This is a genomic window from Sulfurimonas sp. hsl 1-7 (assembly GCF_030577135.1).
Classification (GTDB): Bacteria; Campylobacterota; Campylobacteria; order Campylobacterales; family Sulfurimonadaceae; genus Sulfurimonas; species Sulfurimonas microaerophilus.
In genome coordinates this window covers 172190-185529 of the sequence record NZ_JAUIRR010000001.1, presented here as the reverse complement: position 1 = coordinate 185529, position 13340 = coordinate 172190, and the positions used below count along the sequence as shown (strand labels likewise).

18 protein-coding genes are annotated in these 13340 nt (G+C 35.1%); 2 read left to right on the top strand and 16 right to left on the bottom strand.

Features of this window, described 5'->3' with window-relative positions; all coding sequences use genetic code 11:
- Positions 1-15: 15 nt before the first annotated feature.
- From QWY88_RS00905 to QWY88_RS00835, 15 genes are all read right to left on the bottom strand, one after another.
- A complete protein-coding gene (locus QWY88_RS00905) occupies positions 16-858 on the bottom strand; it encodes a ParB/RepB/Spo0J family partition protein (RefSeq protein WP_304543088.1) in 843 nt (280 codons plus the stop codon).
- Between the two features lie 19 nt (positions 859-877).
- Positions 878-1660: a ParA family protein gene (locus tag QWY88_RS00900; RefSeq protein WP_193114408.1), complete on the bottom strand. Its 783-nt coding sequence runs from the start codon at positions 1658-1660 to the stop codon at positions 878-880.
- A complete protein-coding gene (locus QWY88_RS00895; RefSeq protein WP_304543084.1) occupies positions 1657-2292 on the bottom strand; it encodes a biotin--[acetyl-CoA-carboxylase] ligase in 636 nt (211 codons plus the stop codon). The genes QWY88_RS00900 and QWY88_RS00895 overlap by 4 nt, the downstream gene beginning before the upstream one ends.
- Positions 2273-3181, bottom strand: a complete 909-nt coding sequence (gene fmt, locus QWY88_RS00890) for a methionyl-tRNA formyltransferase (protein ID WP_304543082.1) — start codon at positions 3179-3181, stop codon at positions 2273-2275. Before fmt ends, QWY88_RS00895 begins: the two co-directional genes overlap by 20 nt.
- On the bottom strand, positions 3181-3945 hold the full coding sequence (proB, locus tag QWY88_RS00885) for a glutamate 5-kinase (RefSeq protein WP_304543080.1): 765 nt from the start codon (positions 3943-3945) through the stop codon (positions 3181-3183). Before proB ends, fmt begins: the two co-directional genes overlap by 1 nt.
- The gene (obgE, locus tag QWY88_RS00880) at positions 3945-5048 is read right to left on the bottom strand and encodes a GTPase ObgE (RefSeq protein WP_304543078.1); all 1104 of its coding nucleotides are present in this window, start codon (positions 5046-5048) and stop codon (positions 3945-3947) included. The genes proB and obgE overlap by 1 nt, the downstream gene beginning before the upstream one ends.
- A 188-nt stretch (positions 5049-5236) precedes the next feature.
- On the bottom strand, positions 5237-5494 hold the full coding sequence (gene rpmA, locus QWY88_RS00875) for a 50S ribosomal protein L27 (RefSeq protein ID WP_304543076.1): 258 nt from the start codon (positions 5492-5494) through the stop codon (positions 5237-5239).
- 27 nt (positions 5495-5521) lie between these two features.
- Positions 5522-5830 (bottom strand): 50S ribosomal protein L21, encoded by a 309-nt coding sequence (gene rplU, locus QWY88_RS00870; RefSeq protein WP_304543074.1) that lies wholly within the window; start codon positions 5828-5830, stop codon positions 5522-5524.
- A 75-nt stretch (positions 5831-5905) separates the two neighbouring features.
- Positions 5906-6289, bottom strand: coding sequence for a RidA family protein (locus QWY88_RS00865; protein ID WP_304543072.1), 384 nt, complete (start codon positions 6287-6289; stop codon positions 5906-5908).
- 12 nt (positions 6290-6301) lie between these two features.
- Entirely contained in the window at positions 6302-6703 is a 402-nt protein-coding gene (locus tag QWY88_RS00860; protein WP_304543070.1) for a thioredoxin family protein, read from the bottom strand.
- Position 6704: 1 nt separating this feature from the next.
- Positions 6705-7805: a succinyl-diaminopimelate desuccinylase gene (gene dapE, locus QWY88_RS00855; protein WP_304543066.1), complete on the bottom strand. Its 1101-nt coding sequence runs from the start codon at positions 7803-7805 to the stop codon at positions 6705-6707.
- Positions 7806-7807: 2 nt separating this feature from the next.
- Entirely contained in the window at positions 7808-8605 is a 798-nt protein-coding gene (gene trpC / locus QWY88_RS00850; protein WP_304543064.1) for an indole-3-glycerol phosphate synthase TrpC, read from the bottom strand.
- 3 nt (positions 8606-8608) lie between these two features.
- The gene (locus QWY88_RS00845; RefSeq protein ID WP_304543063.1) at positions 8609-9895 is read right to left on the bottom strand and encodes a tetratricopeptide repeat protein; all 1287 of its coding nucleotides are present in this window, start codon (positions 9893-9895) and stop codon (positions 8609-8611) included.
- Positions 9888-10268 carry a YkgJ family cysteine cluster protein gene (locus QWY88_RS00840; protein WP_304543061.1) on the bottom strand — a complete coding sequence of 127 codons (381 nt, stop codon included), beginning with the start codon at positions 10266-10268 and terminating at the stop codon, positions 9888-9890. The genes QWY88_RS00845 and QWY88_RS00840 overlap by 8 nt, the downstream gene beginning before the upstream one ends.
- Positions 10256-10951 carry a tRNA1(Val) (adenine(37)-N6)-methyltransferase gene (locus QWY88_RS00835; protein ID WP_304543059.1) on the bottom strand — a complete coding sequence of 232 codons (696 nt, stop codon included), beginning with the start codon at positions 10949-10951 and terminating at the stop codon, positions 10256-10258. The genes QWY88_RS00840 and QWY88_RS00835 overlap by 13 nt, the downstream gene beginning before the upstream one ends.
- A gap of 63 nt (positions 10952-11014) precedes the next feature.
- On the opposite strand from QWY88_RS00835, the gene kdsB reads away from it, so the two are divergent.
- Positions 11015-11731 (top strand): 3-deoxy-manno-octulosonate cytidylyltransferase, encoded by a 717-nt coding sequence (gene kdsB, locus QWY88_RS00830; RefSeq protein ID WP_304543057.1) that lies wholly within the window; start codon positions 11015-11017, stop codon positions 11729-11731.
- Positions 11732-11755: 24 nt separating this feature from the next.
- Positions 11756-12037, top strand: a complete 282-nt coding sequence (locus QWY88_RS00825) for a hypothetical protein (protein WP_304543055.1) — start codon at positions 11756-11758, stop codon at positions 12035-12037.
- Positions 12038-12051: 14 nt separating this feature from the next.
- On the opposite strand, the gene QWY88_RS00820 is transcribed toward QWY88_RS00825, so the two are convergent.
- A complete protein-coding gene (locus tag QWY88_RS00820; RefSeq protein ID WP_304543053.1) occupies positions 12052-13197 on the bottom strand; it encodes an iron-containing alcohol dehydrogenase in 1146 nt (381 codons plus the stop codon).
- Positions 13198-13340: the final 143 nt, after the last annotated feature.

Genomic DNA, 13340 nt, shown 5'->3' with positions numbered 1-13340 from the left:
TTTTTTTTGCAGAAATTACGATAAATGTGACAAAAATTCACGAATCTCATCTTCGGACGAAAACTCGATAGTTAGCTTATTTGCAGAAGTTTTATAATTAAAATTAAACGTGTCAAATTTTTCTTGTAAATTAGAAAAGTCATACGAGATTTTTTCTGTTGTAGTAGGCTTTTTCTCTAAATTTTGCTTTCTATTCTTAATCATAGATTCAACTTCACGTACGCTTAATTTCTGACCGATAATAGAATTTACAATTAATTCTTGCTCTTTATCATCTAAGCCGACAAGTACTTTTGCATGTCCAGCTGAGATACTTTTTTCAATAAGAGCTTTTTGTGTTTTTTTTGAAAGTTGCAGCAAACGTAATGTATTTGTAATATGTGCTCTACTTTTATGGATCATACCAGAGAGTTCATCATGTGTTAATTCATGAAGTTTTAAAAGTTCTCCGTAAGCTTCTGCTAGTTCTACAGAGTTAAGCTCTTCACGTTGAATATTTTCAATAAGAGCAAACTTACGCATTTTATATTCATCAGAATTTAAGATAATCGCTTTAATCTCTTTCATTTTTGCAAGTTTGGAAGCACGGAAACGTCTCTCTCCTGCAATAAGAACATATCCTTCTAAATCATCTTCTTTTACTACGATTGGTTGAATTAATCCATCGTTTTTAATAGAATCGGCAAGTTCATGTAAAGCATCTTCATCAAAATGTTTTCTTGGTTGGTAAGGATTAGGACGGATACTTTTAACAGGAATTTCTAAGATTGCATCTCTATGAGAACCTTCATTCTCATAAGCTTCATCTATCTCTCCTAAAAGTGCATCTAATCCACGACCAAGTTTTTGACTTTTCACTTTTGAACTCCCCTTTTTTCTATTTTATTATTGCTTGCGCTAAATTTTGGTATGCAATTGAACCTATTGATTTTACATCATATAAAATTGCAGGCTTTCCAAACGATGGAGACTCTGCCAGTTTTACATTTCTCGGAACTACTATATATTTACTTTCATCATCAGTAAAAAGTTTCCCTTTAAAATGTTGTTTTAGGTCTGCAAATACTTGTTTTGACAAGTTGTTTTGCGATGAATACATTGTCGGTACGAAACCTTTGATATTCAACTTAGGATTGATTGATTTTCTTACCAGTTTAATAGTATTTAATAACTGTGCCAAACCTTCCAATGCAAAAAATTCACATTGAATCGGAATAATTACAGAGTTTGATGCTGAAAGTGCATTGATTGTCATCGGTCCAAGTGCCGGTGGTGAATCTATAATAATATAGTCATAATCTTTTTTAACATGAGCGATAGCTTTTTTAAGAACAAGCTCACGTCCTCTTGCTTTATCAGCATCATAGTACTCTTTCTCTATTCCAACTAAACCAATGTTAGAAGGAGCAAGATGTAAAGTTGGAAGATCAGATTTTAAAATGATATCTTTGAGTTTCTTTGCACCAATAAGCACATGATAAATATTAAACTCATAATCATTTCTATGAAACCCTAATGATGTTGTTGCATTTGCTTGAGGATCAGAGTCGATCAATAAAACTTTTTTTTCAGCAACAGCGAGTGAAGCTGCAAGATTTACTGCAGTTGTAGTTTTTCCAACCCCACCCTTTTGATTTGCTATTACTATTACTTCACTCATCTTAGACTGTATATCCTCTCACCATCAATATTTAAACTTCCATCAGCTTCAAGTATGGCATTACTTAAAGAAACTTTTTTCTCATTTACATGCACAAAAAATTTATTATTCTTGTGAAATTCTAACCTATATTTGCTAAAAACTTTCTTCCATAAAACTTTTTTTTCAACTTTTTTGAAATAGTTTTCAAGCAACACTTTTTTCTCTATCTTTATGTCGATTTTTTCAAACCCTTGCGGTGCTGCCACTAAGTTTAATCCTACACCGCAAATCAAGTAATCTTCTACAATAGTTGTAATCATTCCCCCGATTTTTTTTTCATTGAGATAAAAATCATTAGGCCATTTTATAAATACTTTTGAACCACTTTCGGCTAATGTTTCTTTTAAAAGATAAGCAAAGTAGATAGAAGCAGATTCAAGTTTTAGATCATTCGGCAACTCTTTAAAAGGAAGAGCAAAAGAGAGAAATAGATTGCCTGAAATACCGCTCCATGAATTGTTACGACTTCCTATACCGTTAGTCTGGCTCTCAGATGAAACTGCTATAGGTAAATCAGGTGTAGAATTTTGTATTAGTTTTTTTAAATATTTTTGTGTAGAGTCAACTTCATCAAGATAAAGTATCTTCAACACCTATCCTTTGACCGTTAATGTAAGAGATTACGCTCATCTCTTTTTTTGACTGAGGTTGTACACTGAATATCTCTAAAGAACCTTTAGTACATCCTACAATAATGCTCTCTTTTTTAACTTCTAATATTTTTCCTGAATCGTTTGTTGATTCTATTTCAACTAAAGAAAGATTTTTGAGTTTTAATCCACTCTCTAAATAGATCCCCGGCCATGGTGTAAATGCACGATATTTATTATAAAGTACTTGTGCATCATCAAAAATGACTTCTCCCTCAGCCTTTGTAATTTTCGTACAGTGTGTTGAAAGTGATTCATCCTGTTTTACAGCTGGGTAGTTCTCAAAGTTTTTTAACACATCTATAGTTAAAGAGGTTGCTGTCTCAGTTAATCGCTCAAAAAGTGTTTCTACCATCTCATCAGCGGGTACTTCGATCTCTTCAATCTTGATAATATCTCCGGTATCTAGCCCCTCATCCATAAGCATAGCAGTAACACCTGTTTTATTGTCACCGTTTAAAAGGGTTTGTTGAATTGGACTTGCACCTCTGTACTGTGGAAGTATTGAAGCATGTAGATTGATGCATGGAGCATGTTCTAAAACTGCTTTAGGAAGTATCTGACCATAAGCAGCGACAACTATGTAATCACATTCTATTTTTAAAAGCTCTTCTACTGTTTCTTCATCTCTTAAGCGTGTCGGTTGATATACATCAATAGCTGCTTGTTCAGCTGTAACTTTTACAGGTGGGGGCGTTAAAACTTTTTTTCTACCAACCGGTTTATCGGGTTGTGTATATACAGCTACTACATTAATCTCTTGATCAGCAATAAGCTCTTTAAGAATCTCATCTGCATAAGATGGCGTTCCCATAAAAATTACATTCATTATATACCTTTTGTAAATAAAGTTCCACCGATATGATTTTTTTCAAGCATAAAATTTTTAACGTCACCAAGATCAAACCCACTTGCTAAAAACATATCTATATCACTGTTTAGCAGATAAGAGGCAGCTTTAAGTTTAGTCACTATGCCACCCGTTGCAAAAATATTGTTTGGTGTTACATCTTTTGTCAATTCTTCTTCAGATATATCATGAACAACTTTTAGTTTTTGTGCATCATCATGTTTTCTAGGGTCTTTGTCATAATATGCATCTATATCAGAAAGGATAATTAACATATCTGAATTTGTATGTTTTGTCATATAAGCTGATAGTTGGTCATTATCCCCTACTTCAAGCTCCTCTGTTGCTGTAGCATCATTTTCATTCACGATTGGAATGACATCGTTTGCTATTAATGTATCAACAGTGTTTTTAATTTTTTGTATCTCACTTTCACGAGACAAGTTTGCAGCCGTAACTAAAACTTGTGCCGTGATAATTCCGTACTTTTCAAATTTATGTGCATATCTTTGTAAGAGTACAGGCTGCCCTATCGCAGCAAGAGCTTGTTTATTTGCCAAAACAGATCTGTCTAGTTTTAGTTTTGTATACCCGCCTGCAACAGCACCCGATGAGACTAAAATTACTTCATGCTCTTTTTTTAATTCCGCTAAAAAAGCAACTAAAGCTTTCATTCTATTTAATGCGATTTCACCATCTTGTGTTAAAACTGCACTACCAACCTTAACTACAATTCGTTTCATTACTCTTTTCTATCACTTTGTACAAGATTAAATAGAGCGTATTTTAAACCCTCTATATTTTTATTGATTGCTGAAGATATCGGTAAAATAAAGTATGGTTTTTCTCTATCGTACCCTAATGTTTCATCAACAGTTTCTTGAATATAATACGGTAAGTTTTTATCAAAATCAAATTCACTATGTTTACTAGGTTCAAGATCCATCATTTTTATAAAACTACTTACAAGTTCATTCACATCATCCGGAGCAATAATATCTACACGTGTTAATGCGATAGCATATTTTGAAGTACCGAGTTTTTCAGAAAATGCTGCCACTTCTTGACGTAAAACATCGATCTGCTCTTTTAAGTCTCTGTATGAAGCAAGATCAATCATAAACAGAAGTGTTTTAGTTCTTTCAATATGACGTAAGAACTGAATCCCTAAACCTTTCCCCTCATGAGCCCCACCGATAATTCCAGGAATATCTGCCATAACAAACGACTCATAATCACCAATGTTTACTTGACCCAGTTTTGGTGTCAATGTCGTAAATTCATAGTTTGCGATCTCTGGACGTGCGTTTGATACAGTTGAGATTAAAGTAGATTTTCCAACATTAGGGAATCCTACAAGTCCAACATCAGCGATCAGTTTTAACTCTAGTTTTATAGAACGAGTTTCACCCTTTTGTCCAGGCTGTGCATATGTCGGTCTTTGATTTGTCGGTGATTTAAAGTGTGTATTACCAAGTCCACCTTTTCCACCTTCTAAAAATCTAAACTCTTCACCGTCTTTTACAAGGTCAAGAAGTACTTCACCTGTTTCTGTGTCAACAACTTGTGTCCCCGGCGGTACAATAATAATCTTTTTGGCACCAGATTTTCCCGTCATATTTGAGCCTTCACCCGGACGACCGTTATCTGCTTTTATATGCATTTTTCTCTGAAAATGGGAAAGTGTGTGTGTATTGTTATCACACTTGAACCAGATGTCTCCACCTTTTCCACCGTCACCACCGTTTGGACCACCGTTTAGTACAAACTTTTCACGACGAAAAGCTACACAACCCATACCACCTTTTCCCGATGAGACTGTTAATTCGACACTATCTGTGAACAAGTGAACTCCTAATATTAATATTTAGTTTTAAAAAGTCAATATTTTTTTCAAATATTAACCAACGAATACTTAACAATACACTAAACGTTTATAAAGTAGATTATTAAATATTTTAAATTTGAGTATTTTGGAAAATTTTCCGAAGTTAAAAAAATATCTGAGCCGAAGCTCAAATATTAAAAGTAGAATTATGCAGCAGGAACGATAGAAACTTGTTTACGTTTCTTATCTTTTCTTTCAAAAGTAACAACACCGTCAACTAAAGCATAGATAGTGTGATCTTTACCCATACCTACGTTTTTACCTGGGTGAACTTTTGTTCCTCTTTGACGAATAATGATGTTACCAGCAACAACACTTTCACCACCAAATTTTTTTACACCAAGTCTACGACCTGCTGAATCACGGTTATTCTGTGTACTACCCTGACCTTTCTTATGTGCCATCTTGCGTCTCCTCTATTAGTTTAAAGCTTATGCAGCGATTTTCGTGATACGAACACGAGTGTGATCTCTTCTGAAACCACGTTTTACTTTACTGTCTTTACGACGACGTTTTTTGAAAGTGATAACTTTTTTGTCACGACCTTCACTAATTACCTCAGCAGTTACAACAGCGCCATCTACATATGGAGCTCCAACTTTAAGCTCACCAGCATTTACTGCTAAAACTTCTTTGATCTCAATAGTAGCTTCTGGCTCAAGAGACATTCTGTCAAAATCTAGAACATCACCCTCTTGAACTTTATATTGCTTACCACCATTTTTAATAATTGCGTACATCTATGGTCCTTAAATTATATATATGTATTTCTACAAAAAGTGCGGAATTATACCCAACTAAGCTTTAAGTTTAGTTTAATCGTTTAATAAAGCTATAGCATCTATCTCAACAAGTGCGTTTTTTGGTAAAGTTTTTACCGCAACTGTTGAGCGTGCCGGTTTATGAGTACCGAAAGCTTCCGCATAGATCTCATTTACTGTTACAAAGTCATCCATATCTGCTAAAAAGATTGTTGTTTTAATAACTTTATCCATAGCACTTCCTGCTTCAGTTAAAACTGCCTCTAGGTTTCTTAGTACCTGAACAGCTTGAACCACTACATCTTCTTTGAGTAGTTCATCACTCCCATCCGGTTTAAGGGCTATCTGCCCTGAAGTGTAAACCATACCGTTTACCGCTACTGCTTGAGAGTATGGTCCTATCGCTGAAGGTGCATTATTAGTTTGTACAAATTTCATTTATTTTTCTCCTTATTTATTTACTTTTATCTCATCTTGAGCACCGTCCATGAATGCTTCAAAACATTCAACACCACGGTGTCCTAAAGATTCATATACAATCTCTCCGTCGCTATTTACAAAATAGTGTCTCGGAACCGGTGTTGTTTCAAAATTCTTTGGTACAAAATCACGATCTCTGGAGATATGAACAACAATAAACTCTTGTGCCAATCTCTCTTGTATAGCTTTTTCTTGAAGAGTTGTGTTCTCAAATCTTCTACACCATCTACAATTATCCGATGTTAAAAGTACATACACAAGCTTATTTGATTTTTTTGCCTCTACCAATGCTTGTTTATAATCATGTGGCCAGTCAATTCCTGAAGCGAATAATGAATAGGTTATGGCTAAAATTAAAACTATTTTTTTCATATTACTTATCCCATATTTCAATCAAAGTTTTGAAAACTTGACATAAGTCCTCAACCTCTTTTTTTGAAGTTCTTTCATTTACTGAGTGAATAGTGTCATTTTTGACACCAAATTCTACCACATCAACTCCAAACGCAGAGATAAAACGTGCATCACTTGTTCCGCCTGCCGTTGAATGTTTAGGCTTTATAGATGTTACATTTTCTATAGCTTGATCTATCTTCTTTACAATTTTTGTATCGGTATCTGTTTTAAACGGATAAGAGCCTTGAGTAAGTCTGAGCTCGTAATCAAGTTCCCCTAAATATTTTTCTACAAATGCTTTGATCTCTTCTTGAGTTGTTTTTGTGTTGTTTCTTACATTAAACATCATATTAAGCTCATTTGGAGTTACATTTGTAACCTGCATACCTGCTCTTATATCTGTTACTACAAACTTTGAAGGAGCAAAATGCTCATCACCGTTATCTAAATCTACTCCGGCCATCTCACCGAGTACACGTGAGATTTGATGAATCGGATTGATCGCTTTTTCAGGATAAGCGGCATGACCCTGCTTCCCTTTAATAGTGATGTATCCGTTGATCGAACCGCGACGCCCTACTTTAATAGCATCTCCAAAGTTCTCTTCACATGTCGGTTCGGCTACAACACAATAATCGGGTAGCATCTCTTTTTCTCTTAGGTACTCCAACACTTTCACGGTTCCGTTGATTGCATCACCCTCTTCATCAGATGTAAGTAACAGAGAAAGTGTCCCGTTAAAACTACTTGCTTCATTTACAGCCTGTGTAAATGCCGCTACTCCGCTTTTCATATCTTGTGTACCGCGACCGTAAATGTAACCGTCTTTTTCCATAGCTTGATAAGGATCGCTATCCCAACCTTTTCCTGCCGGAACCACATCTACATGCCCTGCAAAACAAAGATGATCGCCATCCCCGAACTTTTTATAAATAAAAAGATTTTTTACATCTTCGACGTCAACTCTAACAGCTGTAAAACCAGGTAAGTAATCTTCAATAAAAAGTAATAAGCCACCGTCATCCGGAGTTTCACTTTTTGAATTGATCAGGTACTTAAATAATTCAATAATTTGCAAAACTATTTTCCTGTACTACCGTACTTAAGTGTTTTTAGAGCTGCCTCTTCATCATCTTGACGCATTAAAGACTCACCAACTAAGAAAGCATCTACACCAGCTTTGCTAAGATCTTCTAACTGACCGTGTTCATAGATACCGCTCTCAGCTACAATCACTTTACCGTTTGGAATCAATGGAATAAGTTTGTAAGAAAGCTCCATATCCATCTCAAAAGTTTGCAGGTTTCTATGATTAATACCGATGATATCACTTCCCGCATAGATAGCTTTTACAAGATCCGATTTATCATGAACCTCAACTAACGCTTCCATACCAAGGTGTCTTGTGTATGCTAAAAGCTCTTTTAACTCTTTTTTAGACAGTGCAGCTGCAATTAAAAGGATAAAGTCAGCCCCGTACACCATCGCTTCTAAAATCTGATATTTTGAAACAATAAAATCTTTTCTAAGTAGTGGAATCCCTACATATCTTCTAATACCAGCTAAATAATCTAAACTTCCTTGGAAGAAGTGTGGTTCGGTAAGTACAGAGATAGCACTAGCTCCCCCTCTCTCATATGCCTGAGCTATAGCTAAAGGATCGAAGTCTTCGCGAATAACACCTTTAGACGGAGAAGCTTTTTTTACTTCGGAGATAATTCTATACGGATCTTCCTCAGTTGCAGTAAGGTATGGGAAAACATCTCTTGGTTGTCTAGCATTAAACGCCAATGAGCGTCCTAACCAATCCATAGAGAACTCTTTTTCCCTTTTTTCTAAATCTTCTTTTGTTTTTTTGATAATATCATCTAAAATCATTCTTTATTTTTTCCTCTTCAAAATTTGTTTTTTTAAACATTCATTTATCTTTTTCATGTGCAGATCCACTTCAGGATCATCTCCACCCTCCAAAGTTTTCACCTTAAGCATTAACTTTTTGGCTTTTTTACATTGCCCAAGTTTGTAGTACCCCCATGCCAATGAGTCTAAATAGTATCCCGATTTCGGTTTTACTTTTAATACTTCTCGGATATACTTCATACCTTTTTTAATATCTATCTCATGGTCTATCAAGATATATCCAAGATAGTTTTTATAAAGAGTGTCATTTTTATTCGCTACCACTTTAGTTAACTTAGAGACTACACTCTTCAAAACTTTTTTATTGAGGTCTGCTTTATTTGCTTCATACTCATAAATTGCACTTTGACCAAGATACTCTAAAGAGTTCTCTTTCTTATAGAGTTTAGAAGCTAAAAGATATGCTTTTTTAAAATCTTTTGCCGAAAGATAAAGTTGTAGTAAAAGTTCCTCATCTTCACCACTCTCTTCCAAAAAGTTCATCAACTTAACATAATCTCTTGTATAACCGTATATCTGAATAATTTTTTTAGCTACTTCACTCTCTTTGTCTAAAGAGTACTTACGTTTATATACGCTCAATAATCCATCAATATCATTTTCATTACTATAGATTCCAATGAGTCTGTTACAAATCAGTTCTGAACATCCATGCATCCTTGAATGTGTTTCAAGCTCTGCTATAGCATCTTTTTTTCGTGATAAGTTTACATATAATATGATCGCTATTTTATCTAATATCTTCTCATTATATTCTTTAGCATAAGCACTCTCAAGATACTGCAACGCTTCTTCATACTGACGGTTTTTAATATATACATCTGCCGTGAGGATATAATCATCAGGTTGCTGTGTTTGTTTTGAAAGGAGAAGTGCTAACGAGATCGCTTCAGATATATTTCCGGATTCCGCAAGAGAACCTATCTTATATCTTTGCAATTTTCGATCGTTTGGTTCATATTCTAAATAACGATTGATAATTTCGATAGTAGTATTGTAATCTTTTGCAAGATATCTGTTTTGCACAGATCTATACAAGTACTCTTTTTTTTGTGACTTGTCATACAACTGAGCAAAAAGTTTAGCTGCTGTTTGATAACTTTTTACCTGCTCGGCACGTAAAGCGAACATAATATAGGTATCTTCTTCATCAAATGCTTTTTCATTTGGTGTAAGTTTATTCTCGTGTGTTGTTGCACAAGAGATAAAGAAGATTGAAACAAACAGAAGCAAAAAAATTTTATACATCTACTATCCCTGGGCACTCATCTTTAACTTCTTGCACCCTTGTTTTAAAATAATCCCAAAACGGAAAAGTTCTACACTGCGTTGGACGTGCTTCATAGATCTGACATCCGTTAGACTCTTTATCGTAAAATACACACTCGTAAGAGTCTCCGACTTTTTTCTCTTTTATAGAGTATTTATACCCTTTTTTAAAGAGATATTTTATCGCAAAATCATTAACATCCATCTCTAAAAGATCTGCGATCGCAAATATCTCACTCTTTGTGACGTAGATATATCCACTCTCACCCGTACAACATCTCCCTTCACAAGTTTCACACGCTGAGGGTGTAAAACCATAAGGGAATCCATCTTGTTTTATTATATCTGACATTTTATACTCTGTGTTGACGCTTTTTTATAAATTTTTTTTGATTCTTCACTTTGCTCGTTACCCTCAAAACTGATAAACGGCGGCCAAACTTTCATCAAAGAGTTTGAACCGTTTCTAGCATGAATCATAACAATAGAAGCTGCACGATCTACTTTTGGATGTACGAAACGTACATCTACCACTCTCATCTTCACTTTATCAAGCTCTGCACATACACGCCCAAACTGCGTTGCATCGTAACAAAAGATAAAGTGAGATTTCGGTTTTAAAAGTTGTGAAACTTTTTTAAAAAACACTTCCATCGGCAAATTTACGTCATACCTTGCATGAAACAACATATCATTCGCACTTTTTTGAGCACCCGATGGATAAAACGGTGGGTTTGATATGATGTAATCATATTTCTCCTCCACCTCCAAAGATGTAAAATCAGTATGATAGACTTTATATTCTATACCGTTTTCTTGCGCATTTTTTTCTGCATAAGAGACAAAAGCCTCTTGTTTCTCAACAGCTTCTAAAATAACTTTTTCATTATCACGTGCAACTAAAAGACCAACAATTCCACACCCTGCACCAACATCCAAGACTCTCCCTTTAGGATTGAAACTATCGATAAAATCGTATAAGAAGAGAGAATCACTGTTGTAGCAATATCCAGATTCCGGCTGGTGTAAAATCATTATACTCCTTTATGTGCACTATGTTATAATTGTGGCATTATATCAAAAGGGATTTAAAACAAAATGATAATTATTCCAGCGAGATTAGCCTCAACAAGATTTCCAAAAAAAGTTATAGTAGATATAGGTGGTTTACCTATGGTTGTAAGAACGGCAAAAAGGGTTGCCCAGCTAGATAGAGTCGTAGTTGCTGCAGACGATGAAAAGATAGTGGAGATATGTAAAGAACACGGCGTAGAAGCGATGCTTACATCTACTACACATAAAAGCGGAACAGACAGAATCCATGAGTGTGCAACTCTTTTAGATCTTGACGATGATGAACTTATCATTAATGTACAAGCCGATGAACCTTTTATTGAAACTGATGTTGTGGAGTCTTTACAAAAACGACTCAAATCTCTTCAAGAAAACGGTGAAGATTTTATCATGGGGAGTTGTTACAACGCTATCAATGATGAAGCGGCCCAAGATCCTAACCTTGTAAAAGTTGTTCTGGATGCAAATCACAACGCTATCTATTTCTCACGAGCAAAAATTCCATATAATGCAGGCGGAGGGGCACAATATTTTGGCCATATCGGGATCTACGGATTTTCTAAAAAAAGTTTAAAAGAGTTTTGTTCTTTAGGTGATGCACCGATCGAAGACATAGAAAAACTTGAACAACTACGCGCTATTTATCACGGTAAAAAGATAACAATGGTAAAAGTTGCTTCAACAGGGTTTGGAATCGATACGAAAGAAGATTTAGAAAGAGCAATAGAGATATTTTTATAATAATCTCTACAATTTTTCACTCAAATGGATAAATATACAGTTGATACAGATGAGTTTGAAGAGGATCTAGAACCCTCATGGCTAGTGAAGCAAAAGGAAGATGCAAAACTGGCTGAAGAATCTTATGCCCAAAATAAAAAAACAGTTTATAAAGCGGGCGATCAACTAGGAAATTTTTTATTTGTAAAATATAACAAAGCAAAAAATCGTGCTACTTTTGAGTGTCAAGATTGTGGACGAAAATTTACATATAACATATATGCTATAAAAAATAAAAAACGGTGCAAGTGGTACAAATACCACTAATATTGCACCTTTTTTTATGCTTTTTTGAGAATCTCTGCGATCGTTTCACTGTTATAGAGTTCCCCTATTCCCCAAAGTGCAGCTAACTCTGCAGCATTATCAGCAATCTCAGCTATCCCCTCTTCAGGTATCCCCGCTTGCTTTAATGTAACGGGTGAACCTATCTTCTCAAACCACGATTCAAGTGCAGTTATTCCCGCATCTGCATCTTTAAGATCAAAAACCTCTTTTGCAAAACGTTCAAACTGAGAAATATTTTTTTCTTTATACCATTTCATCCATGCAGGAATAACAACTGAGAGTCCTGCACCGTGAGGTACATTATAAAGAGCAGAAAGAGCATGCTCGATCATATGATTTGGAAAGTTTCCGCCATGTGTTCCTGCCGGAGTCAGACCGTTTAGTGCCTGTGTTGCTGCCCATGCGAACTCACCTCTAGCCTCATAATCATTAGGATTCTCAATTAAGATTTCCGTTGTTTCCATAATAGTTTTAATGATAGCTTCTACAATTCTAGAGTTGAAGTTTGGATGAGACGTGGCAGTAAAATAAACCTCTATAGTATGGGCAATTGCATCTACCGCTGAATATGCAAGATAATCTTTACTGACCGTTGCCATCAATTCAGGATTAATAACCGAGACTACCGGATTTACAAGTACAGATGAAATTGAATATTTTTGTTGTGTATCTTCCTTGGTAATAACCGAGTTTCCATTCATTTCACTCGCAGTTGCGGCAAGCGTCATCACGGTAAATACAGGAAGAGCTTCTGTGATCTGTGCTTTTTGAATAAAAAAGTCCCAAACATCTCCATCATATTTTGCACCTGCGGCAATAGCTTTAACAGAGTCTGCGACAGAACCCCCGCCAACACCAAGGACAGCTTGAACTTTTTTCTCTTTGGCTATTTTCACCCCTTCTTGTACTTTGCTAAGAACTGGATTACTAACTATGCCGCCAAACTCCTCAAATGTAACTCCTGCTTCTTTAAGTGAAGCAATAGTATCATCATACAGCGTACCTTTTTTTATGCTTCCTGTTCCATATACAAGCAAAACGCTATCATATCCTGCTTCTTTTATATAAGTTCCTATCTTTTTCTCTTTACCCTTACCAAACTCTATCTTAGTCGGGTTGTAATATGTAAAATCATTCATAAAATATCCTCATTTTTTTAATTAGGAAATAATATACCATATTATCCTAACACAGTGATAACAGAATAGAAAAGTAAAAATAAGAATATTGTAAAAATAGTTTCAAAAAATTTTTGGATTGAAAAAAAAAGGATTTATAAAAG

Coding starts and splice junctions, on each gene's coding strand:
- QWY88_RS00845 (WP_304543063.1), bottom strand. CDS start 9,895: ATGTATAAAATTTTTTTGCTTCTGTTTGTTTCAATCTTCTTTATCTCT.
- rplU (WP_304543074.1), bottom strand. CDS start 5,830: ATGTACGCAATTATTAAAAATGGTGGTAAGCAATATAAAGTTCAAGAG.
- QWY88_RS00900 (WP_193114408.1), bottom strand. CDS start 1,660: ATGAGTGAAGTAATAGTAATAGCAAATCAAAAGGGTGGGGTTGGAAAA.
- QWY88_RS00865 (WP_304543072.1), bottom strand. CDS start 6,289: ATGAAATTTGTACAAACTAATAATGCACCTTCAGCGATAGGACCATAC.
- QWY88_RS00825 (WP_304543055.1), top strand. CDS start 11,756: ATGGATAAATATACAGTTGATACAGATGAGTTTGAAGAGGATCTAGAA.
- kdsB (WP_304543057.1), top strand. CDS start 11,015: ATGATAATTATTCCAGCGAGATTAGCCTCAACAAGATTTCCAAAAAAA.
- proB (WP_304543080.1), bottom strand. CDS start 3,945: ATGAAACGAATTGTAGTTAAGGTTGGTAGTGCAGTTTTAACACAAGAT.
- trpC (WP_304543064.1), bottom strand. CDS start 8,605: ATGATTTTAGATGATATTATCAAAAAAACAAAAGAAGATTTAGAAAAA.
- QWY88_RS00860 (WP_304543070.1), bottom strand. CDS start 6,703: ATGAAAAAAATAGTTTTAATTTTAGCCATAACCTATTCATTATTCGCT.
- QWY88_RS00835 (WP_304543059.1), bottom strand. CDS start 10,951: ATGATTTTACACCAGCCGGAATCTGGATATTGCTACAACAGTGATTCT.
- fmt (WP_304543082.1), bottom strand. CDS start 3,181: ATGAATGTAATTTTTATGGGAACGCCATCTTATGCAGATGAGATTCTT.
- rpmA (WP_304543076.1), bottom strand. CDS start 5,494: ATGGCACATAAGAAAGGTCAGGGTAGTACACAGAATAACCGTGATTCA.
- QWY88_RS00820 (WP_304543053.1), bottom strand. CDS start 13,197: ATGAATGATTTTACATATTACAACCCGACTAAGATAGAGTTTGGTAAG.
- QWY88_RS00840 (WP_304543061.1), bottom strand. CDS start 10,268: ATGTCAGATATAATAAAACAAGATGGATTCCCTTATGGTTTTACACCC.